The sequence below is a fragment of the Methylosinus sp. Ce-a6 genome (genome assembly GCF_009811655.1).
Classification (GTDB): Bacteria; Pseudomonadota; Alphaproteobacteria; order Rhizobiales; family Beijerinckiaceae; genus Methylosinus.
Window position 1 is genome coordinate 1 of record NZ_BGJX01000008.1, and the last position, 24,627, is coordinate 24,627.

The 24,627-nt window shown below is 63.8% G+C and carries 28 protein-coding genes; 5 read left to right on the top strand and 23 right to left on the bottom strand.

Going from position 1 to position 24,627, the window contains the following annotated elements; translation table 11 throughout:
- Positions 1–240: 240 nt before the first annotated feature.
- A complete protein-coding gene (locus tag Mspo_RS07160) occupies positions 241–1,254 on the bottom strand; it encodes a WD40 repeat domain-containing protein (protein ID WP_159728283.1) in 1,014 nt (337 codons plus the stop codon).
- 186 nt (positions 1,255–1,440) lie between these two features.
- Between Mspo_RS07160 and Mspo_RS07165 the strand changes: the two genes are divergently transcribed.
- The gene (locus Mspo_RS07165; RefSeq protein WP_159728285.1) at positions 1,441–1,767 is read left to right on the top strand and encodes a hypothetical protein; all 327 of its coding nucleotides are present in this window, start codon (positions 1,441–1,443) and stop codon (positions 1,765–1,767) included.
- Between the two features lie 32 nt (positions 1,768–1,799).
- Here Mspo_RS07165 and Mspo_RS07170 read toward each other — a convergent pair whose 3' ends face one another.
- Entirely contained in the window at positions 1,800–3,731 is a 1,932-nt protein-coding gene (locus tag Mspo_RS07170) for a bifunctional diguanylate cyclase/phosphodiesterase (protein WP_159728287.1), read from the bottom strand.
- A 375-nt stretch (positions 3,732–4,106) separates the two neighbouring features.
- Between Mspo_RS07170 and Mspo_RS07175 the strand changes: the two genes are divergently transcribed.
- Positions 4,107–4,745, top strand: coding sequence for an HdeD family acid-resistance protein (locus tag Mspo_RS07175; protein WP_159728289.1), 639 nt, complete (start codon positions 4,107–4,109; stop codon positions 4,743–4,745).
- Positions 4,746–4,827: 82 nt separating this feature from the next.
- Here the strand turns inward: Mspo_RS07175 and Mspo_RS07180 are convergent, their stop codons facing one another.
- Both Mspo_RS07180 and Mspo_RS07185 read right to left on the bottom strand, forming a co-directional pair.
- Positions 4,828–5,073, bottom strand: coding sequence for a hypothetical protein (locus tag Mspo_RS07180; RefSeq protein WP_159728291.1), 246 nt, complete (start codon positions 5,071–5,073; stop codon positions 4,828–4,830).
- Between the two features lie 69 nt (positions 5,074–5,142).
- Positions 5,143–6,441 carry a hypothetical protein gene (locus Mspo_RS07185; protein WP_159728293.1) on the bottom strand — a complete coding sequence of 433 codons (1,299 nt, stop codon included), beginning with the start codon at positions 6,439–6,441 and terminating at the stop codon, positions 5,143–5,145.
- A gap of 176 nt (positions 6,442–6,617) precedes the next feature.
- Between Mspo_RS07185 and dapE the strand changes: the two genes are divergently transcribed.
- Positions 6,618–7,775, top strand: coding sequence for a succinyl-diaminopimelate desuccinylase (dapE, locus tag Mspo_RS07190; protein WP_159728295.1), 1,158 nt, complete (start codon positions 6,618–6,620; stop codon positions 7,773–7,775).
- Positions 7,776–7,979: 204 nt separating this feature from the next.
- On the opposite strand, the gene Mspo_RS07195 is transcribed toward dapE, so the two are convergent.
- The 6 genes from Mspo_RS07195 to Mspo_RS07220 all read right to left on the bottom strand — a co-directional run bounded on the left by Mspo_RS07195 (position 7,980) and on the right by Mspo_RS07220 (position 13,882).
- Positions 7,980–9,002, bottom strand: coding sequence for a sensor histidine kinase (locus tag Mspo_RS07195; RefSeq protein WP_244613219.1), 1,023 nt, complete (start codon positions 9,000–9,002; stop codon positions 7,980–7,982).
- Between the two features lie 223 nt (positions 9,003–9,225).
- Complete coding sequence (gene parE / locus Mspo_RS07200; RefSeq protein ID WP_159728299.1) at positions 9,226–11,244, bottom strand: DNA topoisomerase IV subunit B; 2,019 nt, start codon at positions 11,242–11,244, stop codon at positions 9,226–9,228.
- Between the two features lie 69 nt (positions 11,245–11,313).
- Positions 11,314–12,117, bottom strand: a complete 804-nt coding sequence (locus tag Mspo_RS07205; protein WP_159728301.1) for a DUF2971 domain-containing protein — start codon at positions 12,115–12,117, stop codon at positions 11,314–11,316.
- Between the two features lie 102 nt (positions 12,118–12,219).
- Entirely contained in the window at positions 12,220–12,357 is a 138-nt protein-coding gene (locus tag Mspo_RS07210) for a hypothetical protein (protein WP_159728303.1), read from the bottom strand.
- A gap of 129 nt (positions 12,358–12,486) precedes the next feature.
- The gene (locus Mspo_RS07215) at positions 12,487–13,095 is read right to left on the bottom strand and encodes a 2OG-Fe(II) oxygenase (protein ID WP_159728304.1); all 609 of its coding nucleotides are present in this window, start codon (positions 13,093–13,095) and stop codon (positions 12,487–12,489) included.
- Positions 13,096–13,213: 118 nt separating this feature from the next.
- Positions 13,214–13,882: a DJ-1/PfpI family protein gene (locus Mspo_RS07220; RefSeq protein ID WP_159728306.1), complete on the bottom strand. Its 669-nt coding sequence runs from the start codon at positions 13,880–13,882 to the stop codon at positions 13,214–13,216.
- A gap of 98 nt (positions 13,883–13,980) precedes the next feature.
- Between Mspo_RS07220 and Mspo_RS07225 the strand changes: the two genes are divergently transcribed.
- Complete coding sequence (locus tag Mspo_RS07225; protein WP_201281653.1) at positions 13,981–14,943, top strand: GlxA family transcriptional regulator; 963 nt, start codon at positions 13,981–13,983, stop codon at positions 14,941–14,943.
- Positions 14,944–14,974: 31 nt separating this feature from the next.
- On the opposite strand, the gene Mspo_RS07230 is transcribed toward Mspo_RS07225, so the two are convergent.
- A complete protein-coding gene (locus Mspo_RS07230; protein WP_159728310.1) occupies positions 14,975–15,934 on the bottom strand; it encodes a TAXI family TRAP transporter solute-binding subunit in 960 nt (319 codons plus the stop codon).
- A 72-nt stretch (positions 15,935–16,006) separates the two neighbouring features.
- Between Mspo_RS07230 and Mspo_RS07235 the strand changes: the two genes are divergently transcribed.
- Positions 16,007–16,225: a hypothetical protein gene (locus Mspo_RS07235; RefSeq protein WP_159728312.1), complete on the top strand. Its 219-nt coding sequence runs from the start codon at positions 16,007–16,009 to the stop codon at positions 16,223–16,225.
- 14 nt (positions 16,226–16,239) lie between these two features.
- Here Mspo_RS07235 and Mspo_RS07240 read toward each other — a convergent pair whose 3' ends face one another.
- The 12 genes from Mspo_RS07240 to Mspo_RS19870 all read right to left on the bottom strand — a co-directional run bounded on the left by Mspo_RS07240 (position 16,240) and on the right by Mspo_RS19870 (position 24,624).
- Complete coding sequence (locus Mspo_RS07240) at positions 16,240–17,292, bottom strand: site-specific integrase (protein WP_159728314.1); 1,053 nt, start codon at positions 17,290–17,292, stop codon at positions 16,240–16,242.
- 199 nt (positions 17,293–17,491) lie between these two features.
- Positions 17,492–17,638, bottom strand: a complete 147-nt coding sequence (locus Mspo_RS07245; RefSeq protein ID WP_159728315.1) for a hypothetical protein — start codon at positions 17,636–17,638, stop codon at positions 17,492–17,494.
- A 194-nt stretch (positions 17,639–17,832) separates the two neighbouring features.
- Positions 17,833–18,150: a hypothetical protein gene (locus Mspo_RS07250; protein ID WP_159728317.1), complete on the bottom strand. Its 318-nt coding sequence runs from the start codon at positions 18,148–18,150 to the stop codon at positions 17,833–17,835.
- Positions 18,147–18,653 (bottom strand): DUF1643 domain-containing protein, encoded by a 507-nt coding sequence (locus Mspo_RS07255; protein WP_201281648.1) that lies wholly within the window; start codon positions 18,651–18,653, stop codon positions 18,147–18,149. Before Mspo_RS07255 ends, Mspo_RS07250 begins: the two co-directional genes overlap by 4 nt.
- Entirely contained in the window at positions 18,650–18,877 is a 228-nt protein-coding gene (locus tag Mspo_RS07260; protein WP_159728319.1) for a hypothetical protein, read from the bottom strand. Before Mspo_RS07260 ends, Mspo_RS07255 begins: the two co-directional genes overlap by 4 nt.
- Positions 18,870–19,295: a DUF4326 domain-containing protein gene (locus Mspo_RS07265; RefSeq protein WP_159728321.1), complete on the bottom strand. Its 426-nt coding sequence runs from the start codon at positions 19,293–19,295 to the stop codon at positions 18,870–18,872. The genes Mspo_RS07260 and Mspo_RS07265 overlap by 8 nt, the downstream gene beginning before the upstream one ends.
- A complete protein-coding gene (locus Mspo_RS07270; protein ID WP_159728323.1) occupies positions 19,288–19,941 on the bottom strand; it encodes a hypothetical protein in 654 nt (217 codons plus the stop codon). Before Mspo_RS07270 ends, Mspo_RS07265 begins: the two co-directional genes overlap by 8 nt.
- A gap of 688 nt (positions 19,942–20,629) precedes the next feature.
- The gene (locus Mspo_RS07275; protein WP_159728324.1) at positions 20,630–21,088 is read right to left on the bottom strand and encodes a hypothetical protein; all 459 of its coding nucleotides are present in this window, start codon (positions 21,086–21,088) and stop codon (positions 20,630–20,632) included.
- Positions 21,089–21,156: 68 nt separating this feature from the next.
- A complete protein-coding gene (locus tag Mspo_RS07280) occupies positions 21,157–22,965 on the bottom strand; it encodes a DEAD/DEAH box helicase (RefSeq protein ID WP_244613221.1) in 1,809 nt (602 codons plus the stop codon).
- Positions 22,962–23,153 carry a hypothetical protein gene (locus Mspo_RS07285; protein WP_159728325.1) on the bottom strand — a complete coding sequence of 64 codons (192 nt, stop codon included), beginning with the start codon at positions 23,151–23,153 and terminating at the stop codon, positions 22,962–22,964. Before Mspo_RS07285 ends, Mspo_RS07280 begins: the two co-directional genes overlap by 4 nt.
- Before the next feature lie 226 nt (positions 23,154–23,379).
- Positions 23,380–23,556 carry a hypothetical protein gene (locus Mspo_RS07290; protein WP_159728326.1) on the bottom strand — a complete coding sequence of 59 codons (177 nt, stop codon included), beginning with the start codon at positions 23,554–23,556 and terminating at the stop codon, positions 23,380–23,382.
- A gap of 3 nt (positions 23,557–23,559) precedes the next feature.
- Positions 23,560–24,624, bottom strand: a complete 1,065-nt coding sequence (locus tag Mspo_RS19870; protein WP_244613223.1) for a recombinase RecT — start codon at positions 24,622–24,624, stop codon at positions 23,560–23,562.
- Between the last annotated feature and the right edge of the window lie 3 nt (positions 24,625–24,627).

A 24,627-nucleotide genomic window follows, 5' to 3' on the forward strand; every position in this document is an offset into this window, starting at 1 on the left:
TTCCTCTTCGCCCGCCGACCCATCGCGCTCCTCGACGAGCCGCCGCCCAAATACCTCGTCCCGAGCCGATGGAAATCCCCAGACCAGCTGGAACTCCACTATGCCTGATTTTCCCCGGACAGCCGTGCGCGCAGCGGGGGAGGGTGAGGGAGGGGGCCTCGGGACTTCGGTTCGAGACCACTAGGCTTTTGTTTCGACGCGTTTTTAGCCGAACCGGCGTCCACTTCGGCTGGAAACGCTCTATTTTTGCGGCAGCGTCAGCACGCCCGCCGCGCCGGTCTCGGCGCCGACGAGAAGCCGCGTTCCCTTCGCGTCCCAGAGAAGCGCGGAAATGCGCGCGGGGGCGCCTTCGTCCGGGCGGCGCACCAGAAGCTCGGCGGCGTCGGTCAGGCGGCAGAGCAGAACCATGCCGTCCTCATAGCCGATCGCGACGGCGAGCGCGCTCGGATGAAAAGCGACGCGCGTCACCTTCACCTCCGCCCGCACGCCGCATTCGCGCGGCGCCTCGCCCATCGGCCCGTCCTTGGATTGAAACGGCCACACCACGCAGGCGTCGGCGCCCGATGTGGCGAGCCATTTGCCGTCATGGGACCAGGAGAGCGAGCGCGTCTTCGCCGGATAGCCGGCCATGCGCATATTCTTGCCGTCCGCCACGCGCCAGCCGTGCAGCATGTTCTCCTGCATGGAGGTGAGCACGAATTTGCCGTCCGGCGAGACGGTGGCGTCGAGATGCGAGCCCTTCCACTCCAGAAACTCGGGCGCGCCGGCGTTGGGAAACCACAACGAGACGCCGTTGTAATGGGCGATGGCGAGCCGATAGCCCTTCGGGAAAAAAGCGATTCCGCGCGAGCTCGACGGCAGCGGCAGCGTCTTGGCCTCGCCCTTCGGCGGACGCGCGCGCAGCTCGCGCCCGGCCGACCAGGCGAGCGTTCCATCCGCGCGGGCGGCGACGGCGTCGATCCATTTGCCTTTCTCATCGGCGACGATCTGGCGTCCGGAAAGATCGGAGGCGACGACGAGCCCATCGTCGCCGCCGGTGACGAGCCGCCGTCCGTCGCTCGCCGCGACCAATATCGCGCCTTCCGGATGCGCGACCGAATGGCGGAGCACGCCCTCCTCGCCGAAAAAGGCGAGCCGCCCGTCGGCGAGCGCGAGGACCGGCGCATCGCCCAGAAAGGCGGCGGCGACGACCTCGGCGCCGGCGTCGAAGGGCGTGAAAGCGGAGGTGAGGGAAGCGGGAGCGCCAAAGGTCACGGTTATGGTCGCCTCGGGGAGGATAGGCCGCGCCGGCGCGGCCTATCCTCTATAGCGGATTTGCGCCGCGATGGCGCCCGTTATCTCGCGCGAAGGCGAGCTCCGAGAGACGCAGACGCCGCCCGGACGGCGGTGGCGCCGTTTTTTCATGCCCGCTCGCGTTCCGAACGGGGATGGACGAACCCGATGCAGCGCAAGCCCGACAGCGACGACTACCTTGCTCTTTTCGGCCGCTACAAGGAGGATTTCGGGGACGTCTATATGGACCCCGAAGACGAACGGTTCCGGCTGCTTTTCGATCAGATCTGCCGCATGCTCACGCAGCCCTCTTCTTTCAATCTCAGCCTGCCCGAGCAGTTCCGAACGACCGCCTCCCGCTATCTCGAAGGCGACCCACACACGGTCGCCCATATGAAGACCATCGAGAACCGCCATTTCATGCTGAGCGACCTTTTCGACTACATCCATCTCGTCAAGACGATGGGCGGCTCCTGGGATCAGCGCGGGCGGTAATCCAGCGCGAGCGCCGCGTCGGTCCGATGGACTCACGCAGCCGAGACCGCAGGCTGCGCCGCGGCGTCGCACGCGAGAAAGGCCGCGAGCGGCATCGGCCGGCCGAACAGAAAGCCTTGCAGGCGCTGGCAGCCGGCGAGGCCGAGCACATAGGCCTGCTCTTTGGTCTCCACGCCCTCGGCGGTCACCGCCATGTCGAGCGCATTCGCGATATTGATCGCGCCGGCGACGAGAACGCCGGCCGTCTTGTCGGTCGTCACCCGATCGACGAGAGACTTGTCGAGCTTGATGCGGTCGAAGCCATATTTCTGCAGATAGGCGATGCTGGTGTAGCCGGCTCCGAAATCGTCCAGCGCGACCGCGACGCCGAGCGTCTTCAGGAAGGAGATCACGCCCGAGGCTCGCTGCGGGTGATCGATCAGATAGCCCTCGGTCACCTCGAGCTCCAGGCGCGCGGCGGGAAAGCCCGTCTCCGCCAAAATCTTCGAGACGGTGAGCTCGAAATTGGGATCGCGGAACTGGGCCGGCGATACGTTGACCGAGACCTTCACATGGTCGACGCTCAGAAAATCCTCGCAGGCGCGCCGCAGCGCGAACAGGCCGAGCTGGCTGATGAGCCCGCTCGTCTCCGCGACGGGGACGAATTGGTCGGGCGGCAGCTCGCCCTCCGGCCGGCGTGGCCAACGCAGCAGAGCCTCGGCGGCGACGATGCGATTTTCGACCGCATCGACGATCGGCTGATAGACGAGGTCGAACTCGTCCTCGCGCAGCCCGCGGCGCAGCTGATCCTCGATCTCCTGCCGCCTCTGCCGCTCGATGTCGAGATCGCGCGAATAGATCCTCACCCCGGATTTGCCGTTGGCCTTCACGTGATACATGGCTATGTCGGCGCGGCGAAACAGCTCCTGCGCGTCGCGCGCGTCCGGCCCGGCGCAGGCGACGCCGACGCTCGCCCCGACCTGCACTAAGCGATCGCCGATGCGGATCGGCCGCGCCAGCGCCGCGACCGCGCCCGCCGCGAAGCTCTTGGCGTCGCGCTCCGCCTCGCTGGCCGAGATCACCGCCGCGAATTCGTCGCCGCCGACACGCGCGAGCATCGCGCCTTTCGGCAGGGCGCGCGCGAATTGCCTCGCGACGATATCGATGAGCCGGTCGCCCGTCGCATGGCCGTAAGTGTCGTTGACGTCCTTGAACCCGTCGAGATCGATATAGACCACGGCGATGGGAAGCGCGTCGGCGTCCTGGCTGCACGCGGCGAGCCGCGTCATCAAGGCGCGGCGATTGGGAAGGCCGCTCAGGCTGTCGACATTGGCGAGCCGCGAATTCTCGTCGCTCAAGCGCTGCGTCTCCGCCTGCTTCTCGAGGAGCGAGCGGCGCGAGGCCACGAGATGGGCGAAGTCGCGATAATAGATCATCAGAATCGCGATCATGCCCATGGCGGCGAGCGCCAGATTGACCGCCGCCGCGCGAAAATGCCCGTCGTCGGCGAAAAAGAAGAACAGGCTGAAAGGCGCGACGCCGCCGAGGGTCACGTTGAGCGCCGCCGAGCGAAGACGCATCAGGCAGAAATTGCAGCTGATCGTCGTCAGCGCGAGGAAGAACACGATCTGCGCCTTCGCATAGGCGTCGCCGTCCCCGTAGGAATAGAGCGTCAACCCCCAGGCGGTGAAGGCCACGGCGATGAAGAAGGCGAGCCTGTTGGTCTGCTGCATGTGCCGAATGGCGACGTTGTCCGGCACGGGCGCGCGCCCGATCCGCCACCAGGCGATTCCGCGCGCCAGACAGAGCAGGCAGAGCGCGCTCGGCGCATAGATCGAGAGCCAGTGATGACCGAACTTCGCGAAAGTGAACATCACCGCGAGAGCATTGATCGCCAGAATGCAATAGAGAAGCGGAATTTGCCGCGCGAAGGCCTGGAGCTGCGCGCGGACGAGCTCCATGTCGTCCGTCGGAACGCTCAGCAAGGAATAAAGTCTTCGAAAGAGATACGGCAGCCTATGCGTCAAGACGAACGACCTTTCGGGCGCCTCCGCGCGAGCGAAGAGAAGGAAGGCGGCGGACGCCGCGCGAAGCGATCACCCGGAAGCCGTATCAGCGACGGAAAACGAGAAACGGCCGCGCGGAGAGCATCGGAAAAATCCGTAGAGAACTGGTTAAAGCGCGGCCCGGCGGCGCCGCGGCCTCGCGACGCAGCGCCCGAGGCAAAGGCTCGCACGAGCGCCTGCACGAGCGGAGAGCTGGACGAGATACGAAACGGACCAATGTCATGAATGGCGGCGGGCGCCCTCGTCGATGCGCCGCCGCCGAGCAACCGCCGAAAAAATTCCGAGGAGCGAAGCATGAGCACGAGCAGCGTATCCGGCGATCCGTGTCGCGGCGGCGGCCCGTTCGACATAGACAGGCTCGCCGCCAAGAACGCCGTCCTCGCCCATAATTGGTGGGCCATCGCCCTGCGCGGCCTCGCCGCGATCATCTTCGGATTCATCGCCGTGCTCATGCCCGGCGTGGCGATCCTGTCGCTGACGCTGGTCTTCGCGATCTTCGCGGCCGTCGACGGCATAGCGACGATCCTCGCCGCCCTGCGCGCCGCGCGCCAGGGCGAAGCCTGGCTGTTCCTCTTCCTCGCGGGGCTGGTGAAGATCGCCGCGGGCGCCTTCGCCGCCTTCTGGCCGGGCATCACCGCCCTCGTCTTCGTGATGGTGTTCGGCGTCGGCGAGGTCATCGGCGGCGGCCTCACCTTCGGCTCGGCGCTGGACCTCAAGGAGGATCACGGCCGCTGGTGGCTGGCCCTCGGCGGCCTGCTCGCGGTGGCGTTCGGCCTGTTCCTGCTGCTGACTCCGGTCATCGGCGCGGTGGTGCTGAGCTGGTGGCTCGGCATCTACGCCATAGCGCTCGGCATAGTGGAGCTCGTTCTGGCCTTCCGCCTGCACGCCCGCCATGTCGAGCATCCGCCGCTGGCGCATCCGCAGGGCGCGTGAGCGCGGCGACGAAAAACGGGGCGCCCGCCAGCCCGCGGGCGCCCCTCGCCCCCTTCCCGCCCCCGCGGAAAACTCCCAAATCTCAGTCGATCGAGGAAATCTTGATCGGCGCGTCGGTGTCGGCGTGAACGACCTTGAGGCCCGCCTTGGCGACCGCCGCCTCATCGGCGTACCAGGTCGACTCATGGTCGAGCCCGCCATATTTATTGAAGACCATCACATATTTGGCCTTCAAATCCACCTCGCAGCGCAGCCCTTTGCCGGGCCTGTCGATGGGCCGCATCTTGCCGTCCCAATCGATGAAATAGCCCCCGGTCGCCTCGGACATTTCCTGTTCCCTTTCGGACATTGGTCTCCGTGACCGCGAGGAAGCAGGTTTCGGGCCAGGAGCAGCGCCTTACTTCGAGAGCGCCTCAATTTGCTTCTGGACGATCTCTGCAGCAGTTTTCATCCAGGCGGCCTCGGCGACCTTGCTCGGAACTGCACCCAACGAGGCAGTCGCAGCCAGAGCAACGGCTAGCAAGGCTCCGACGACAACCTTCGAAGCAGCTGACGACAGCCCGTCTACAGTCTTGGTCGTCGTCTGCTCAAGGAAATCCAATCCGTGCTGGTAAACGCGAGCGACAAGATTTTCTACGGTTCTAAGCGTAGCAAACGCAGCCTTCCGGGAAGACTGACCTGGGTTCGCTATCAAGCTGCCAAGCATAAGCAGCGTTTTCGGAATTTCTTCGTCCGCTATTTCGGGGTACAGTGTTATTCGTTCTATAATCGCTTTGGCTGCATCGCTAATATGTTTGATGTCGCTCGGATCTAGTTCAACATCCAACGCATTCTGGGAGAAACGACGCCACTCATCAAATTGAGCGACGTACATCCCGACTCCTGCTATATGCCCATCGATCGCGCCAAGCAATGCGTCCGGTAACTCCGATGCGGCACTCTTACAAACCTTGTCGACGCTGATGTTAATTATCCCCAACTCGATGATATTATCGTAGCGCGATAATCCATTTTGCAGTCTCTTTATACCATCAATAATACGGCGATCACAGTTTGAGCTTTCCAAAGCCTCGATAATACCAATACCCTGCTCCAATAGAGCATTGCGCGCATTTTTCACGTTATTGATATCAGCACTACTCGGATTAACGGCACGATGAGCAACAACAAGCTTACTGTCTTTAATATCAAAACTGATAGGTGCAAGTTTCTGCTCAGGCAACGTGTTACGCAACGCCGTAATAGTTGTAGAATATCCCGGAATTTCACTATCTTCTTCCTGATCATGACGATAAGTTACAATTTTCTCCAAATGGTCGATAAGAAAATCGATTCCATTTATGATCAGAACCGGACCATCACGCAGCTCCGGAAGCAACGGAAGCTGAGGCCCCCTATTGAAAAGCCTATCATCCAGAAAGCCGTCGCGCTCGAATTCGTTTTTAATTTGAATTAAACCTTCTTTCAAAGATTCAAAAATAGCAATCGGCACACTTTCATGACGCCGCCTCGCAAATGTAATATCGATTCTATGCCCTTCTATTTTAAGAATCGCAGATTTTAGACGTTCAATATATTTGTCTGTCCCTCTCGACCGTCGGACGCGCTCTTCAATAGAGCGCCTAATTGCAAGAAGCGTATTGTATATACTGCTAAGCTCTTTCTCAACATCTACATCATGATTTTCGGACGGCATAATTTCCTCTCAGCTACTAATCAGCTTTGCTCTTACCGGCGAATCACCCCCGCGGTTGTCGCTGTTTGACGAAAGCACTCTTGTTTAAATCATATCTTCGAACAAAAAATTAGCAACAGGTCGACCTCAGCATCGTACCTGTTGCAGCCAATCACTCCTTTCCCTACCTTCCCCCCATGACCCTCTCCCCCGCCCTGTCCATAACCCGCGATCTCCTTCGCTGCCCCTCCGTCACACCGGCCGACGCCGGCGCGCTCGGCGTGCTCGAGCAGCGCCTGAAGGAGGCCGGCTTCGCCACGCATCGGCTCGTCTTCCGCGAGGAAGGCACGCCGGACATCGACAATCTCTTCGCCAAGATCGGAACGGGCCGGCCGCATCTCGTCTTCGCCGGACATACGGATGTGGTGCCGAGCGGCGATCCGTCTCGCTGGCGCTTCGATCCCTTTTCCGGCGAGATCGCCGACGGCAAGATTTTCGGCCGCGGCGCCTCCGATATGAAAGGCGGCATCGCCGCCTTCGCGGCCGCCGCGATCGATTATGTGACGGAGCATGGCGTCCCGCAGGGCGCCATCTCCTTCCTCATCACCGGCGATGAGGAAGGCCCCGCCGTCAATGGCACGGTGAAAATGCTCGACTGGGCCAAGGCCAATGGCGAAACCTTCGACCATTGCATCGTCGGCGAGCCGACCAATGTCGAGGAGCTCGGCGACACGATCAAGATCGGACGGCGCGGCTCGCTCAATGGTCGGCTCGCCGTGCGCGGCAAGCAGGGCCATTCGGCACATCCGCATCGCGCCGAAAATCCCTCGCCGGCGGTCGCGCGCATCGTCACCGCTCTGTCGACGCATGTGTTCGACGAGGGGACGGAGCATTTCGACCGCTCCAATCTCGAAGTGACCTCGATCGACATCGGCAATCAGGCGGCCAATGTCATTCCGGGCGAAGCGCGCGCGCGCTTCAACATTCGCTTCAACAATCGATGGACGCTGGAGACGCTGCAGGCGGAAATCCGCCGCGTCATCGAAACGGCCGCCGCCGGCGCGAAAGTGGAGGTGGAGTTTCTGCCCTGCAATTCGCTGCCCTTCCTCACCGCGCCGGGCGATTTCAGCGCGCTGGTCGCGGGCGCGATCGAGGCGGTGACGGGACGCCGTCCGGGCCTTTCGACGAGCGGCGGCACGTCGGATGCGCGTTTCATCACGCGCGATTGTCCAGTGCTGGAGTTCGGGCTCGTCAACGAGTCGATCCATGCGGTGGACGAGCACGCGCGCGTCGAGCATGTCGACGGGCTGACGGCGATCTACAAGCGCATCATCGAGACATATTTCGCGCGGTGAGGCCTCTTCTTCCCCGAAGCAAAAAAGGTTCGCGCTCCCTTCTCCCGCAGCGCGGGAGAAGGTGGCCCGACGAAGTCGGGTCGGATGAGGGCCGCCGCGGTTCGCAGCGCTTTAATTGCGAATAATACCGTGGCGGGAAGGGCCCTCATCCGACCTCGCTTCGCGAGGCCACCTTCTGCCACGAGTGGGAGAAGGATCGCGCCTTTACTCCGCCAAGGCCTGCGACGCCGGCACGGCGAGCCTCCACTCGAAACCGTCGGGCGGAAAGCCGATCGTCGCCTCCCCGCCGAGCGCCTGCGCGACGAGTCGCTTGATGACCTTGTGGCCGAAGCCTTCGCGGGGCGACTTCGGCGCCGCCGGGCCGCCGAACTCGCGCCATTCCACCACGAAACGCCCGTCCTCGACGCGCCAATGCAATTCGATGCGCCCGTCTGGATGCGCCAGAGAGCCATGCGTCAGCGCATTCACCGACAATTCGTGCAGAGCGAGGCCGATGTTCTGCGCGGCCTCCGGCTTCAGCATCAGATCGGGGCCGCCGGCGCGCGTCTGCTCCTCGACGCAGCCGGCGTCGAGACAATAGGACATTTGCGCGCGAACGAGCTCCGCCATGGAAGCGCCGCGCCAGTCCTGCGACACCAGGAGATCATGCGCCATGGAGAGCGCCTGCAGGCGCGCGGCGAATTTGCGCTGGAAATCGGCGAGCGATGGCGCGTCCGCCGCCGTCTGCCGCGCCATCGCCTGCACGACGGCGAGAAGATTCTTGGAGCGATGCACGAGCTCGCGCAGCAACACATCGACATGCTGCTCGCGCCGCTTGCGCTCGGTGATGTCGCGCGCCGTGCCGATGATGCGCGCCGCGCGCCCCGCTTCGAAAAAGGTGCGGCCGCGCACCGCGATCCAGCGCTCCACGCCGTCGGTCTGGCCGATGACGCGATATTCCGCCTCGTAATCGCCGAGCCGGCCGCGGTCGAGCGCGGCCTGAACCGCCTCGGACGTATGGGCCTTGCCGTCCGGATGCAGCGCATTGCGGAAAATCTCGAAGCTGCCGGGCGCGTCGTCCGGCAGCGCCCAGAGCGCGCGCACGCGCGCGTCGAGATGCACCTCGCCGGTGACGAGATCCCAATCCCAGATTCCGGTGAGGCTGGCGTCGAGCGCCATGCGCATTCGCTCGAGCGCGAGCGTTTCGTCGCGATCGATCGGCCGCTGCGGCGCGGACGCCTCGCTCATGCTGCTGTCGATTTCCGCCAAGACCGACCTCTCGACGCCCTCGGCCCGCTTCGAGTTGCGGAGAGCATAGCCGAACCTTCATGGGCAGGCGAGGGCCTTCCGCCATCGCGCGCGAAGTGGAGCAATCGCGAGCCGAAAGGCTCTTGGATCGCTTCGTCGCTTCCCTCCATGCAATGGCGGGAGCGCAGAAAAAACGCGTCGACCGGCGTCGCGGTTCCGCCCGTCACACGTCCAATTCCGTGGCGAAGGCGGCGCGCTCCTGGATGAAGGCGAAACGCGCCTCGGGCTTTGCGCCCATCAGCCGCTCGACACAATCGGCGGTCTCCTCGCGCTCCTCGCCGGCGATCACGACCTTGAGCAGCGTGCGCTTCTTGGCGTCCATCGTCGTTTCCTTGAGCTGAGCCGGCATCATCTCGCCGAGGCCTTTGAAGCGGCTCGTCTCGATCTTGCCCTTGCCGGTCAGCGCTTTCTTCACGAGCTCGTCGCGATGCGCGTCGTCGCGCGCATAGACCGTCTTGGCGCCTTGCGTCAGCTTGTAGAGCGGCGGCACGGCGAGATAGAGATGGCCGCCATCGATGAGCCTCGGCATCTGCCGGAAGAAGAAGGTGATGAGCAGCGACGCGATATGCGCGCCGTCGACGTCGGCGTCGGTCATCACGATGATCTTGTCGTAGCGCAAATCCTCGTCGCGATAATGCGCGCCGACGCCGCAGCCGAGCGCCTGCACGAGATCGGCGAGCTGCTGATTGGCGGCGAGCTTTTCTCTGCCGGCCGAGGCGACATTGAGAATCTTGCCGCGGAGCGGCAAGACGGCCTGGCTGGCGCGGTCGCGCGCGGCCTTGGCCGAGCCGCCGGCCGAATCGCCCTCGACGATGAACAGCTCCGAGCCTTGCGCCGACGTGTTGGTGCAATCGGCGAGCTTGCCTGGCAGGCGCAATTTGCGCGTCGGCGATTTCCTCGCCTGCTCCTTCTCGGCGCGCCGGCGCAGCCGCTCCTCGGCGCGCTCCACGGCGAAATCGAGCAGCTTGCCCGCCTGCGAGGGCGCGCCGGCGAGCCAATGGTCGAAGGCGTCGCGCACCGCGCCCTCGACGAGGCGCGAAGCCTCGACATTCATCAGCCGCGTCTTGTTCTGGCCCTGGAACTCCGGCTCGCGGATGAAGACGGAGATCATCGCCGCCGACTGGCCCATCAAATCCTCGGCGGTCACTTGCGCGGCGCGCTTGGCCTGGCCGATGCGCTCGGCGTGATCCTTCAAGCCGCGCAGCAATGCGAGACGGAAGCCCGCCTCATGCGTGCCGCCGTCCGGCGTCGGAATGGTGTTGCAATAGGAGTGCGAAAAGCCGTCCTCATTGGCGAACCAGGCGATCGCCCATTCGAGCGAGCCATGGCCGCCGTCACGCTGCACCTTGCCGACGAAGGGCTGATCGGCGACGAGCTCCTTGCCCTCGGTCTCGCGGGCGAGATAGTCGCGCAATCCGCCGGGAAAGCGCAGCACGGCCTCGGCCGGAACGTCGGAGCCCGGCTCGATGAGCGCTGGAGCGCAGCGCCAGCGGATTTCGACGCCGCCGAAGAGATAGGCCTTGGAGCGCGCCATGCGGAAGAGCCGCGCGGGGCGCCAATGCGTCGCCGGCCCGAATATCTCGCCGTCCGGCTTGAAGCGCACCTTGGTGCCGCGCCGATTGGCGATACGGCCCAATTGCTCGAGCTTTCCCTGCGGCAGCCCGCGCGAGAAGACCATGCGGTAGAGCTGCTGGCCGGTCGCGACCTCGACCTCGAGCCGCTCGGCCAGCGCATTGACCACGGACACGCCGACGCCATGCAGGCCGCCGGAGGTCTGATAGGCGCCCGAATCGAATTTGCCGCCGGCGTGCAGCATGGTCATGACCACTTCCAGCGCCGACTTCTTGGGGAATTTCGGATGCGGGCCGACCGGAATGCCGCGGCCATTGTCGACGACCGTTAGCCAGCCGTCGGGCTCGAGCGTGACCTCGATGAAGCTGGCGTGGCCGGCGACGGCCTCGTCCATGGCGTTGTCCAGCACCTCGGCGAAGAGGTGGTGCATGGCGGCCTCGTCCTTGCCGCCGATATACATGCCCGGCCGCCGCCGGACCGGCTCCAGCCCCTCGAGCACCTCGATGGAGGCGGCGTCATACTCGGCCGGCGCCTTTTGCGCCCGCACGGGAGGAGCGGCGGCGGGGCCCTTGCGCGGGGCGCCGCCGAAGAGATCGTCGGATTTGGCCATGACGGGGATTTTAGCGATTCGGGAGGGCGAGCGCGAGGGGGAGTGAAGTGCGCCCAAATACCCTGTTGGCTACCGATAAGACGCCTTCGACTGGTGGATCGCATAGTCTTTCAAGCCACATTCGCTCATAAAATAAACAATATTTCCTATTCCATTAATATTTTTTGGGCCTACCCACACCTCTTGAATTAAAGGCGCATTGTCTAGGTGAGGTATCGGAATATCAACGTAAGCGATTATTGCACCATCTTGCACGCGATATCCAACTTGCTCCCCGTTAACTTCTTTTCCAAGGGCTTCGCCTCCTGCGTCAACGAGGCGTGGTCGATCACCGTCTACACATACATCAAGCATATGAAGAGATCGGACCTCCTTTTCCTCGCGAAAGGCAGAATTCTTGAAACCGACTTTCCATGCACCTATCAACTGGCAGTCGGTTCGGAACTGGGAGCCGAAATCATTTCCGCTTTCTAAATTCCGTATATGTGCAGCAAGAAGCGCTGTCTTCATCTCTTCAATTTGAATCTTTTGATCATATTCGACCTCAAGCAACGTCACAGGCATAGAGTTCAGGGCGACGCCGTTGAAACCCAGAGCAAACCCTCTACCGTCGTCAGCGTAGGCTCTCCACTGGCTTAGTACGTCTGGATCCTTCGAAAAGCACGAGATGACAGGGTACAACAAGAGCTGTAGTGGCGCAATAATTTCATCTACCTTTTGAAAAAATGCCTCGTTCAGCGAGGGAAATTTCTTCTGGAGCAATTCATCATTCAAGATATTGGTGACGGCAAGCTCAAATACGCGGTAGCCCCACCGTTCCTCTTGATAGTCATTCATCATATTGATATCGCTGAAACGGATTTTCTTATTCATGCAAATGGCATAAAATGTCTCTACAGAACAGTAGTGGTAAAATACTTCTTCCGGCTTTGGCGCATATACTCGACTGACCAACATCTCAGCTTGACCACATTGCTAGTTCAAAAACAACTTCACCGCTATCGCCACCTGAAACGCCAGCACGAACTCCATCATCCATTTGATGGCGAGTAGCTCGCCCTTCAGCGACGCCACATCGTGGTCGCGCTTGCTCAGCCCGGCCGCGGCCTTCAAAGCCTCGTCCTCGGGGATGTCGCGGAAGGCTTCGAACGCTTCCGCATAGTGGAAGAACTAGCACGGAATCGGGCTCCGACAAAGAGAGCGCAGCCTGCACGCCGAATGAACCCCCGCCTGAACCGCGTCTCACCCCACGCGCGGCCGCCTGATCCAGCAATTGATCGAGAACCGGCCATCGGCAAAGCGCGCGCTGGCGCAGCGCGTCGGCAAGACCTCGTGAAATAGAGCGGAGGGAAAAGCGACGAGGCGGTCGCAGAGCGGCTCGATGTCCGAACATCCGGCCCCCTGCGGCGGCGCGTGGAGCCGCAGCTCGCCGCCCTCGAAACGCTTCGGCAGCGCATGAAAATAATAGACGAGCGTGAGCGCCCGCACGCTGTCATGCCCATCCGGTCGCGGCGGCGCGTCGGCGTGACGCTTGAAAAAGCCGCCGTCGCCATAGCAGACCATCTCGATCTCTTTTTTCGCCTGCGGGAGCGGCCCGGTCGCCAATTCGCGCGTCAGCCGCTCGAGGATCGCGTCGACGGAGGCGGAAAACGCCGCGCGCAACGGACCGAGATCGAGGAGATGCAGAGAATCGCGCACCGATGTGTCGACGCGCGCGTCGCGCTTGCTCGTATAGAAACGCGACGCGCAAAATTCGTCCTGCCTGGCGAGCGCCCATTCCAAGAGCTCGCGCGCCCGCGCCTCGCCGAGAAAGCCATCGATCACGACAAGCGCAGGCGAGGCGGCGGACATGGGCGCATCCATTGCGGCGAGAACAGCCTCGCCCGCGCATCATCGCGATCGATCGAAGGCGCGAGCGAGCCGCCGCGATAGAGCACAGAAACGCGCCGCGAGGAAGCGCCGCCGCGCGTCAGCCATGCGTCGCCGCAAAGCGCGCCTTTCGCTCGGCAAAGCGCGGCGCGACGAATGCGATGAGCTCCTCGCCCGCCGTCTCCGGACGGCCGCAATCAAAAGGCGGCGCCGGCGCATATTCGATCGCCAATTGAATGGCGCGCGCGACTTGCTCGCCGGCGATATCGGCGGCGACCGTCAATGCGAAATCGATTCCCGCGGTCACGCCGCCGCCGGTGATGACGCGTCCGTCGCGCGCGACGCGCGCAGCGTCGGGCTCGGCGCCGAACAAAGGCAGAAGATCGCGCCAGGCCCAATGGCAGGCGGCGCGCTTGCCGCGCAACAGGCCCGCGGCGCCGAGCAGCAGCGAGCCGTTGCAGACCGAGGTCACATAGCGCGCGCCTTGCGCGAGCCTCGCGATCTGCCCAAGAAATTCGCGATCGATCGAAGCCGCCTCGACGCCGGGCCCGCCGGGAACGCAGAGAAGATCGCAGCGCTCCACCGAGGCGAGCGCGCGCGTCGAGCCGAATTCGAGCCCTGTATCGGATGTCACCGCGCCGCCCTCGCGCGAGGCGACGACGACCTCCGCGCGGGGCAGGCGCGCCAGCACTTCGAAGGGGCCGGTGAAATCGAGTTGCGTGAGCCGCGGAAAAATCGCGAAGACGATGCGGAATGTCTGGTCGGGCATCATGAGCCTCCCTTGTTGACGAGGAGAGAATGGCGCCGCTAGGCTCTGTCTGAAATGACAAGTTTCCGGCTTTTTCGGACAAACGCATGAGCCCGCGCATCATCGCTCTGCTGATCTTCGACGACTTTCAGATTCTGGACGCGGCCGGGCCGATCGCCGCCTTCGAGATCGCCGCGCGCATCGCCCCCGGCGCCTATGCGGTGAGGACGATCGCCGCCGCGCCGGGCCTCGTGCGCTCCTCCTCGGGCGTCGCCATCGCCGCCGCGGGCTTCGCCTCGGCGCGGCGCTGCGACACGCTGCTCGTCGCCGGGGGACTCGGCGCGCGCGCCGCCGCCACGGATGCGGCGACGCTCGCTTTCGTCAAACGAAAGTCGGTCCGCGCGCGGCGCATGGCGAGCGTGTGCTCGGGCGCCTATGTGCTCGCGGCGGCGGGGCTTCTCGACGGCCGTAGAGCGACGACGCATTGGAGCCGCAGCCGCGATTTCCAGCGACGTTTTCCCAAGGTTCTGCTCGAGCCGGATTTGATCTTCGTGCGCGACGGCGCCGTCTGGAGCTCGGCCGGGATCACGGCCGGCATAGATCTCGCGCTGGCGATGATCTACGACGATCTCGGCGAGGAAATCGCGCGCGCCGTCGCGCGGCAGCTCGTCGTCTATCATCGGCGCCCGGGCGGGCAGTCGCAATTCTCGGCGCTGTTGGAATTGGAGAGCCGGCAGGACAAATTCGTGACGCTGCTGCGCTGGGCGGGCGAGCGGCTGCAGGACCGGCTCGCCGTCGAGGATCTCGCCGTGGAGGCCGGGATGAGTCCGCGCAATTTCGCGCGCGCTTTCTCACGCGCGACCGGCGTCACGCCGGCGAAGGCGATCGAGCGCCTGCGGCTCGACAAAGCGAAAAGCGCGCTCGAAAGCGGCGACGGCTCGATCGAAACAATCGCGCGAGCGAGCGGCTTTTGCGATCCGGATCGAATGCGCCGCGCCTTTTTGCGCATCTACGGCCAACCGCCGCAAGCGTTCCGGCGATTGGCGCGCCGCGGCTATGATTCCGCGCGGCCCGCTTCGTGATAACGGATCGGACTGCGAAGAGATGGCGCGGTCAGCGCCGCTCGAAGTCCTGACGCCAGTTCGGGAGGGCGCCGGCCTTGGCGGCGATCGACGGAAGCGCATCTTCCGCAGCCTGTCTGATCTTGGCGGACAGGTTCGGCTGCGCGCGGTAATAGTCGTCGCGGATCGCGATCACCGCTGGCGTCGCGATCGATTTGATGGCGCTGAACCAGCCGGATTCGAGAGTGGCGGTCGAATAGAGCGCGCGCCCGTTGAACTGCAAGTCCAGCAGTTTCTGACTCGGGCGCATATCGACGAATTTGAACACGCGCTTCTTCGACTTGGGATCGACTGTCTCCCGCACGTCCTGAAGCAGCGGCGAATGGGGGCCGTCCATGACGAAGAACGCGTCGAGCTCGCGGTCGCGCAGCTTGTTCAGCGCCGTCGCCGAGCCGTCCGGCGCAATGTCCGCGATTTGCTTCCATTCGGGGGCGTGGACGAGAATTGTGCGCAGCGTCGCTTCGCCCCCCGAACCCGAGCCGCCCGCCGCCACACGAAGCACCGCGCCTTGCTTCAGATGGCCGACCATCTCGCCGAACCTGTCTTCGCGCGTCTCCTCTCGCACCACCATGAAACCTTGATATGGATAGAGCGGCGAGCCCAGAACCACGATTTTTCCGGCGCAGTCGGGCTTGCTCGCGCGCTGCGCGAGCACGTCCGCCTGCACGACCGCGACCTGCACGTCGCCATCGCAAAGCCCATTTACCGATTCGACGCTGCCTTTCGACTCGAGCGGCTTGAGGCGCACGCCGTTCGATAAGGTTTTCGTATTGATCTCCGGCACGACGATCGCGCAATTCTCCTTGTCGAGCTTGCCGCAGGCCACTTCCACCTCGACCGACTGCGCGGCCTCCTTGGACGCCCGGCGGTCGGAAAGCGATTGAGCGCCGCAAGGCTCCGCCAGAAGAAAAATAGCGGCGAGCGCGAGACCGAGACGAAAAACATGCGGCATCTGTGAACTCTCCCGAAGCTCTCCCGCGATCGGCAGATCAGCGAGCGGCTCGGGAAGGATTGTCGGAAACCAATGTTACAAATCCGCGACGCTGGCGAGCGGCTCTTGGAATTGCGCTTCCAGCATGTTCGCGCAACATTCGGCGGCGATATCGGGCCACGGCGGGAAATTGGCGAGACTGGCGGAAGGGGTGGGATTCGAACCCACGGTGAGGTTTCCCCCACGGCGGTTTTCAAGACCGACAAGCTTTTTTCTGTGCCATTCAAAAATCGCGTTGAAATCGCTGGATAAACCGCGGCCTTTCGTCAGGCAGACCGCCGTGGTTGTGCCGGCATTTGTGCCGCCCCCTCTTTGGCGCGGGCCGCCTCTTCCGGTGTCAGGAAATCGAGGTAGATCTCGGTCGTCTTGACGCTCGTGTGGCCTAGATGCTTCGAGAGCGCATAGATGCTCATGCCGCCGCGAAGCGCCTCGACGGCGAACAGATGGCGGAGATCGTGGAACCGGAATCGCTGAAATTCCCGCTTCTCCTTCTTCGCCTTGGCAATGACGGCTCGGCGCACATGGGTGAAATCCGACGCTGCCTGTGAGAAGGCCTCGCCGCCTTCCCGGCAGAAAATCAGGTCACAGCCGAGCGTGACCGGCTGTGCCGAGATGTGTGCCGCCGCTGTCTCGGACAGCGAAATCGTCCGGCGCTTGTTCCCCTTCCCGATGACCTCGAGCGTTTTCGCGCGCTGATTGAAGCCCCGCCATGTCGCCTGGACGAGTTCGTCCTGCCGGCAGCCGGTGAGCCGCGCGGCGTGGATCAGGGCGCCAAAACGCGCCGAGGCAGCCGCAATAACCGCCTCGATGTCCCGAGCAATCGGCAGGGCGATGGGATTCCGCCTCTCTTTGAGCAGACGCCTTTTGGAGAGTGTCGGATTGCCTTCGCGCCAGCCCATCGCCTCGGCATAGTCCAGAACCCGCGAGATGGCCGTGAGGTCACGGCGCACGGTCGCGGAGGTCGCCCCTTCCCGCCGGCGCGCCGAAATCATCGATGCTATCGCCTGTCCGTCAATTTTCTCAATCGCGTAGGCGGAGAGGTGGGGTTTGACCATCGAGAGCGAGACGGCGTAGCGCTTGGCGGTCGAAGGAGCAATTTGTCCAGACTCGTGCTCGGCCCATTCCGTCACGGCCTCGAGCCACGTCCGGCGCCTTTCGCCGCGCCAGCGCGCCGCTGAGATCTCTTCGATCCGCTTGTCCCGGAGCCGCCGCGCAGTCGCGAGATCGCGCGTGCGTAGGCTTTCTCGATGCTCGACTCCCCGGATGGTGGCTCGCAGCCAGAAGACTCCGCCTCGGGTATAGAGATTCGGCTCGCGCATTCGGCCTCCTTCGCCGCGACATGCCGGCGGAGCTTCTCTGGATCGAAGGTCCATAGGCTGCCGATTTTCGCGGCCCCGGGCAACTCCCCTCGCGCCGCGAGCGCTTGGACGCCGCGCACGGTCAAACCGAGAATGGCGGCCGCGGCCGTCGCGCGGATGCGTTCCGCATCCGTGGACGTCGAGTGGGCGGCGCGTCGGCTCACAGCCCCTCCCCTCCCCCAAACGCCCGCTCGATCGCCTGGCGCTTGCAGCGCTCCCACAGCCGATGCGCCTGTCGCAGCTTCTTCTCTCGCCGGAAGGCGGCTTTCGAGAGCTTCGCGAACAGGGATGGCGGGACCTCGCGCATCGCGCGCCCCTCGCGTTCGATCGCCTCGCACTCCGCTTCGGCATGGCGAAAAGCTCGTGACGCCTTCGTGTGGAGGCGCCGCAAATCCCGATCGATCAGCCGCCAATGGCCGGCGCAAATCCATTCTGAGAAACTGCTGTTGGCACGCATCGTCCGCCGGCAGAACGGGACGACGCATTGGAGGCGATCGGCGGTCATGAGCACGCCTGCTTGAGATAGAGGGCGACCGCGCTGCGAAGGTCACTCTCCGGGACACCGAGAAGCTGGGCGAGCGCCTTTTGCGCCTTCGAAGCGGCGGCGGCCATATCGCCGCGATGCGGGAAGCCCCGCTGCCCCTTGGTGATGATCGTTTCCGAGAATTCAAACAGCGTCGCGACGTAGCGGATTTTGTCGGGCCCAAGAAACTCGCCGCCAACGCGGGTCGGGCTCTTGATCCGCGCGGCCGGTTCGGGCGCGCCACCCGTGCGTCCGATATATTTGTCAGCAAGCGCTTTGGCGCGGTGGTCAGTCACGGGAACTCCTCCAACGGCTGATCGGCGCGGACATAGAGCGGGTGGCGCGGGCTCCCGTCCTGCGTCTTGCCAAGGCACGCGAGCCCCGCCCCGGCGCGATCGAGAAACCCCACCACATCGACCCAGCGCGAGTTCTTGGCGTTGACGCCCCATCCGCAGACGATCGGTCCGGTTCGCGGCATAGACGCTATGCGATCGAGCCAAGCATCGTTTTCCGGGCCGATCGGATCGTCAACGGTCCACAGCTGCTCCGGATCGGTCGCTCGGAAAGCATAGAGATTGACGACGGATATCCCGCCGGAGCCTTCGCGTTCGCCGAACGCTATGCATCGCCCGATAGTCCGATCGTCGACACTGGCGTCGGCCGTAGAAGGATTGAGCATCACGAAGACGAGCGGCGGAGTTGCATTCCAAATTCGCTCTAGCGAATAGCGATAGCGCCCGCACGGCGAGATCACCGCGCGCTTGATGACGGGCGTGTCGAAGAGGTCGGAGCGCTTCACAGCGTAACCTCTTCGCAGACCGGAAAGAGCCGCGCGGATCGCTCACCATGGCAATCGCATCGCCAATAGAGCCTCGGCTCGTCGAGCAGTTCGACAGTCGCCGAGCCACGCGCTTCGACACAGGCGCCTTCTTCGAGCCAGTCGAAGGTGATCTCGAAGGCGCCGCGATGCTCGCCGCTCACTTCGACGACAGAACCCCACTCGGTTCTGAAGCGCTCAACCATGCGTCACCTCTTCGCAGGTCTGGCGGTTCGCGATCTCGAGCAAAACCGCCGCATGGCAGATATCCGGCTCGCCCGGCTTCGGGAGCGCGCACCAACACGCGAGGTTCTTGCCGCCGAGCTGCGGGAGGCCGGAGAGAATTGCGGCGCGCGCCTGCTCGGCTTCTGGCCCGTCCCAGTTTGTCCGCCAATATGGACTGTCGATCCACGCCTCGAACGCTTTGACGCAACGTGCGGCGATAGCGGCGTCATCGCCCTTGAATCCAGCTTCTCGGCAGCCGGCCATCGTGAAGGGATTGCCGAACTTGCCCGGCCGCGCGCAGTTCACCGCCGGCAGGCCATTCGTCGCGCGCGACAGCGCTTGCAGGTCGAAGCCTTTGCGGCGCGAGAGCTGAAAGCGAACAGGGCGAATATCAACCATGATCCAATGCCTCCTGCGCTTCCTGCGCGAGCGCCGCGCCCTGTTCAGCGTCGCGGAAAAGTTCTTCGTTGCGCCGACGCCAGGACTCATCCGAAACGCGCTCGCGCTCATCGAAGCAGCCGGCGCGCATCAAATGCGCCTTGTTCTCCAAACGGCGAATCTCCGCCGTGCGAAAGGCGTGGATCAGAAGCGATGCGCGCGTTCCCTGGTCCCAAGAGAAAAGCGACAATCGATTACCGGGATCGGTCAAGTCGGCGCCGAATGCGCGCTTGCCATGCGCTTCGAGCTGCTCGATCTCCGGCAGGTGCGCCTCAATAAACCGGATCGCGATCGGCACGAAGGCACGCGCGAATTCCATGAACCGGATATCGTCGGCGGAGGCCTCGACGAAGCCAGGAAGCCCTGTAATTCCGCCGTCAGCGGTCTTGTGAAATAGTTGCCCGCATCCATTCGGAAATGTCGACTCTATCGTCGCTTTCCAATCAGGTGCGTCATAGGCGTCGTAGAGACTGAACCCTCTCGCCTTGCTGGCCTCGGCGCAGGTCTTGTAGAGCAACGCGAACCAACCAGTGCTGGCGCGCCGTTCGATCTCGGCGCCGCGTTCGATCTGCGCCTTCATCTCGTTCGTGGTGGGGGTTGTCGTCATAATGGTAGCCCCGGCTCTTTCGCGGCCTGCTCCGTGGCAGGCTTCGATGGCCGCCCGGCGAGCATCCATCGCGCCGGCTGCGGGACGATCGCCGGCCCGGCAGGCGTCCAGTCGAAAAGCCCGAGCTGCCCGACCACGGGAATGAAATCGCAGGGCTCCGGGTCAGCGAGAACGATCGCGCGAGGTCCGAAGAACCATTGCGACCTACGATCCCGACGACGCGCGCTGATCCGATAATGCCGGCCCGCGCCAGTTCGATCGCTGGCGGGCACTCGACGCGGATCGACGACATGAAGAGCGCCGCCGCGTCATATTCGTCTTGCGTCATGCCTTTTGCTGCATGGATCGCGATGCGGTCGACGCCGGCGAAATTCATGTGCCGGATGCTCGCTTGCGTGCGGTTCTCGACATCCTTGCCGTGGAAAACGGCCCACGCCCAGGGTTGACGAACGGACAGTGCTTTGAGGCCATAGGGGATCGACAGATCAACCATGACGCAGCATCCTTTTCCGCTTGGGCCGCTCCTCGATCCTCGCCACCACCTGCCGCGCGCGCGGCATCCGCCACTTCCGCAGAGCCCGACGCCAGAGGCACAATTCCGCCCTCGGACGATCGAAACAATGGCCGGCGCCGAGGTCGATTGCCATCGGGAAGGCGCCGCAGCGCGCGCAGCGTGGAAGCATCGATTTCACGGGCGCTTCCCCTTCGGCGGAAGCCGGCGCCAGTGCGTCGCCGGGCGCGGATTGCGCGGGCTTCCGAAAGGACAGAACTCGCCGGGCCGGCGGAGTTCGATGATGGCGGCGTCGCCGGTTCCCGCGTCGAAGACGAGCACGGGCTCGTTCAGCGGGACGGTCGCGATCGGGTGATCGACAAGGCCGAAGAGATCGAGGATGCCGCTCTGCACCCCCGGCAGCCCGTCGTGCTCATAGACGATATAGCCGGCCTGACTGCCGTTGCGGGCATGGAATCCGCCGCGCTCAACGGTCGGCGACGAGCACGAACGGATAATTTTGGCGATAGCGTCACGAAGATCGCCCGTCTCGGCGCCGAAATATGAAGTCGACCGCCGTCTGTCTTCGAGCTCGGCGAGATCGCGCTCGGCTACTTCAAGCGCCGCCTCGAGCCATTGAAAATCGTCCGGGATCATCGCCTCAGTCAGGCGGCCGCCCGCGATCATTTCGCGGAGGCCAGCCGTAAGGGAAAGGGTTGTGCGCGTCATTTCTGCCCCCTGAGCATCGTGAGAATGTCCGCCTTGTGGCGCTCGGCCGCAGCCTGCGCGAGCGCGTGGTCGGACTCGTCCGACATCTTGTCGTGCATGACGCCGAGCGCCTGCGCCTCCTTGATCGACAGCACCTCGAGCATTCCAGGATCGGTGCCGAGGTCTGTCGTCAGGTAATAGGCGAGCACGCTCTCCCGCTGGCCCATGCGGTGAGCGCGATCCTCGGCTTGCCAGTGGATTGCCGGCGACCAATCGAACTCGGCGAAGACGACGACGCGAGCTCGCGCCTGCAGCCCGTCGATGCCGGTCGCCGCACGGAGCGCTATTTGGCATAGGTTCGTGTCGCCGGCCGCGAAGCGCTTCACTGCCGTGTCCTTCTGGCCCATGGTCTCTTGCCCAGTGATCCTGACCGGGCCGAAGTCCTCGAGCGCGTCCGAGATCAGGTCGTGGACGGCGTGGTGATGCGCAAAGACGAGCGTCGGCTGTTCGGCTTCGAGGAGCGCGCGCAGGAATGCAATGACGCCGGGCGCTTTGGCGACGCCCGTCGCCATCCTGGTCTTCGCCAGCGCCTCGGCTTCCATCTTGCCGCGATCGAACGGGTCGCGCACGAGCGCCGCGTCCTTGGCGAGCTTGATCGCCTCTTTCAGCAGCTCGGCGAACTTCGCGTTGTCCGCGTCGATCGGCTCGATGACACGCTGCTTCTCCGGCATTTCGGACAGCACTTCGGCCTTCGTCCGCCGCAGCAACAGCCCGCGATCACGCAGATATTGGCCGAGCGCCTGAGGATTTTCAACGAGGTAGACGTCCGACTCCGAGCACCACGTCCGCTGAAAATCGACCTTTGTCCCGAGACATCCTCGGTTGATCGTGTTCCAGACGTTGTAGACCTCGATCCCCTTGTTATAGATCGGCGTGCCCGACAGACCGATCGAAGTCTTCGCGCTGCGCGCCAATGTTCGGCAGGACTCGTGCTTTTTCGTTCCGGGATGGCGAAGCTCCTGGCATTCGTCGAAAATGATCGTGCGGACGCCACGGGCACGCAGCCAGTTCTCCCATGCGCCCATGATGAGATAGTGGGCGAGGTAGAGATCGGCCTTGGGCGTGTCGCGGCCCTGCTTGTAGCCGCGCAGCGAAAGCCAGGAGATCGCGCCGGCCGCGCCCGTGAGCGGCCTTGAAGCGTCGCGCGCATCGAGGAACTTTTCGATGCTGCGTTCCCAGTGTTTCATGACGTGCGGCTGGCAGACGATGAGCGCGGGCCAATCGTCGATGCGGTCGAGCAGCGCGAGGGCTTGGATCGTCTTGCCCAAACCCATATCGTCGCCGAGCACCGTCTTGCGATGCGCGACCATGAAGCTGAGGCCTTCTTTCTGGAAGTCGCGCAGCGTTCCCTTGAAGCGGCCGCCGCCCTTTGGCGCGCCGATCGGCGCGAGCGCGAGCCGCTCCTCATAGGAGGCGACCAAATCGGAATATTGTTCCGCCCAAAGCTCCGCCGCGGTGCGGCCGATGGAGACCGGAAAGCGATGCATCAACATCAAGAGATCTTCGAAGGACGCCGAGTCGGCGGGCCACGAAACTGCATCGCGGGCCTTCGAGCAGCGCGCGCCGGAGAATAGCTTGTCCGCCATTACTACGGCGGTCGGCGAGCCCTTCAGCGACCAGCGCGGGCCGCCGCGCCCGTCGGGCGTCTCTTCGGAAATCGAGAGCGTCAGATGCGCGATGGCGCCGCGATCGTCGGGCCGCTGCAGAATCGGCGGCAACTGGCGCGCATGCCCTTGCTCGAGGAGCGTAAGTGCGGTCGTGGTCAAAGTGGCAGCCTCTCTTCATCCGCCTTGCTGCGGTAGTCGTCGCGGATGGCCTCGAGGATTGCGATCTGGCGATCAGCGGCAGCGCGAGACATCTTCCCCGCGCCGATCAGGCGCGGGTAGACGCGCCGGCGCTGCGCGATCTCCCGCTCGACTTCTTTGAGCTTTTCGGACGCTGAAAAGTTCGTCATGCCGCCTGTCCTCGCCACATCGCGATCGCCTCACGCCAATTCGCGACGCCGAGCTTTTGGCAGATGACGCCAGAGCGACGCTGCGCCGACCTCAGACTGATCCCGAGACGCTCCGCGGCATCATTGAGATCGCGCGCTCCGCTCTGAAGCGCGCGCACGAATTCGGCCTCCGCTGGCGTCAAAGCGCCCGGGTCAGCCACATGGCGGGGAGGAATCGAGAGCGCCATCACATCCTCTTTTCGCTCGTCAGGAAAATGCTCGTGCGCAGCTGGCAGAAATTGTGGGTGTCGACATCGACGAGCTCGACGCTCGCGCCGATCTCATCCTCGAGGTCGAGCAAGATCTTCTGAATGGCCTCTTCGGCCGCGGTGACACGCGGGTCGTCGTCCAGATTGGTCGCCATGGCTCACACCCTCCCGTCCGCCTGCTTCGCCGCCGCCATCAGCTCGCGCATATGCGGGTTGAGGGCGTCGATCTGCTCGGGGCGAAGGCGATTGAACCAAGCATCGAATGCTCGGCGGCCTTCGAGCGATTTCGCGCGTGCCGCGTCGAGGAGCTTTTCGTCCTCGTCGGCGGCCGCGTCGGCCGCAGAGGCAGCGCCGGCGGAGTCCCGTGCGCCAGCCTCCGCCCCCGCGGCCTGCGACGCCGCGTCACCTTCGGCGCCGGTCTCGGAATCGTCTTGCGTGATTTCGCCCGTCTCGGGATCGTGGGCAGGCTCGGGCTCGCGCGGGGCGGCGAGGGCGTCGAGGCGGCTGGAAAGGGTGCGAGGTGCAACGTCGTCGCTCTTGCCACCCGTCTTCGCCGCGTCGAACTCATAAAGCTCGTCGTCCCGGCGCACGAGGTCATCGAGATCGCTCGACATCGGGAGGCGCTTCGAAAGCCGCCGCAGGACCGTCTTGCGAGCCATCTCGTCCCACCAGTCTTTCCAAGGGCCGGAAGACCCAGCGCGCGAAACAGCACGGACCCTCTCGACCTCGGCGACCGTCATCACTTCTCGATAAATTCCGCCGTCCTTCGTCTTCGCGATGGCGTAAACGAGCCGTGGCTTGCCGCGCTCGTCGAGCGCTGGCCGGTGGAAAATCTTCTCTTCGTCGCCGAGTTCGTAAGTGAACTCGTCATTCGAGTAGGCGACGTAGGCGCTGATCGACAACAACTCGCCACTATTGCGAACCTTCTTCAGGATGCCTCCGATCATCGGCATCCATTGGACCTTGTTCTTGAAGATCACCAGCGCGCCATCGCGGCCATCCGGCAAAAGCCCGTCTTGCGCCGCCTTTGTCGCCGCTTCGAACAGCGAGCGGCGATCGGCCTTCAAGAGGTCTGGGTTACTCGTCACGGCCGTGGTGACGACGCGCATGAAACGCTCGACAGGAATGTGAGCGGGAAGCGCTGCACGGAACTCATTTTCACCGTTCGCAATTTGGGACTTGAAAGCGGTTACGGCGTCTCGCGTCTGGACTTGCGTGCTCATGAT

What these genes read in the sequence shown, in the direction of transcription:
- Mspo_RS07165 (WP_159728285.1), top strand. Translation starts at nt 1,441, where the DNA reads ATGCAGCGCAAGCCCGACAGCGACGACTACCTTGCTCTTTTCGGCCGC.
- Mspo_RS07175 (WP_159728289.1), top strand. Translation starts at nt 4,107, where the DNA reads ATGAGCACGAGCAGCGTATCCGGCGATCCGTGTCGCGGCGGCGGCCCG.
- Mspo_RS07180 (WP_159728291.1), bottom strand. Translation starts at nt 5,073, where the DNA reads ATGTCCGAGGCGACCGGGGGCTATTTCATCGATTGGGACGGCAAGATG.
- Mspo_RS07185 (WP_159728293.1), bottom strand. Translation starts at nt 6,441, where the DNA reads ATGCCGTCCGAAAATCATGATGTAGATGTTGAGAAAGAGCTTAGCAGT.
- dapE (WP_159728295.1), top strand. Translation starts at nt 6,618, where the DNA reads ATGACCCTCTCCCCCGCCCTGTCCATAACCCGCGATCTCCTTCGCTGC.
- Mspo_RS07195 (WP_244613219.1), bottom strand. Translation starts at nt 9,002, where the DNA reads ATGAGCGAGGCGTCCGCGCCGCAGCGGCCGATCGATCGCGACGAAACG.
- parE (WP_159728299.1), bottom strand. Translation starts at nt 11,244, where the DNA reads ATGGCCAAATCCGACGATCTCTTCGGCGGCGCCCCGCGCAAGGGCCCC.
- Mspo_RS07205 (WP_159728301.1), bottom strand. Translation starts at nt 12,117, where the DNA reads ATGAATAAGAAAATCCGTTTCAGCGATATCAATATGATGAATGACTAT.
- Mspo_RS07215 (WP_159728304.1), bottom strand. Translation starts at nt 13,095, where the DNA reads ATGTCCGCCGCCTCGCCTGCGCTTGTCGTGATCGATGGCTTTCTCGGC.
- Mspo_RS07220 (WP_159728306.1), bottom strand. Translation starts at nt 13,882, where the DNA reads ATGCCCGACCAGACATTCCGCATCGTCTTCGCGATTTTTCCGCGGCTC.
- Mspo_RS07230 (WP_159728310.1), bottom strand. Translation starts at nt 15,934, where the DNA reads ATGCCGCATGTTTTTCGTCTCGGTCTCGCGCTCGCCGCTATTTTTCTT.
- Mspo_RS07235 (WP_159728312.1), top strand. Translation starts at nt 16,007, where the DNA reads ATGTTACAAATCCGCGACGCTGGCGAGCGGCTCTTGGAATTGCGCTTC.
- Mspo_RS07240 (WP_159728314.1), bottom strand. Translation starts at nt 17,292, where the DNA reads ATGCGCGAGCCGAATCTCTATACCCGAGGCGGAGTCTTCTGGCTGCGA.
- Mspo_RS07245 (WP_159728315.1), bottom strand. Translation starts at nt 17,638, where the DNA reads ATGCGCGAGGTCCCGCCATCCCTGTTCGCGAAGCTCTCGAAAGCCGCC.
- Mspo_RS07260 (WP_159728319.1), bottom strand. Translation starts at nt 18,877, where the DNA reads ATGGTTGAGCGCTTCAGAACCGAGTGGGGTTCTGTCGTCGAAGTGAGC.
- Mspo_RS07265 (WP_159728321.1), bottom strand. Translation starts at nt 19,295, where the DNA reads ATGGTTGATATTCGCCCTGTTCGCTTTCAGCTCTCGCGCCGCAAAGGC.
- Mspo_RS07270 (WP_159728323.1), bottom strand. Translation starts at nt 19,941, where the DNA reads ATGACGACAACCCCCACCACGAACGAGATGAAGGCGCAGATCGAACGC.
- Mspo_RS07275 (WP_159728324.1), bottom strand. Translation starts at nt 21,088, where the DNA reads ATGATCCCGGACGATTTTCAATGGCTCGAGGCGGCGCTTGAAGTAGCC.
- Mspo_RS07285 (WP_159728325.1), bottom strand. Translation starts at nt 23,153, where the DNA reads ATGACGAACTTTTCAGCGTCCGAAAAGCTCAAAGAAGTCGAGCGGGAG.
- Mspo_RS07290 (WP_159728326.1), bottom strand. Translation starts at nt 23,556, where the DNA reads ATGGCGACCAATCTGGACGACGACCCGCGTGTCACCGCGGCCGAAGAG.
- Mspo_RS19870 (WP_244613223.1), bottom strand. Translation starts at nt 24,624, where the DNA reads ATGAGCACGCAAGTCCAGACGCGAGACGCCGTAACCGCTTTCAAGTCC.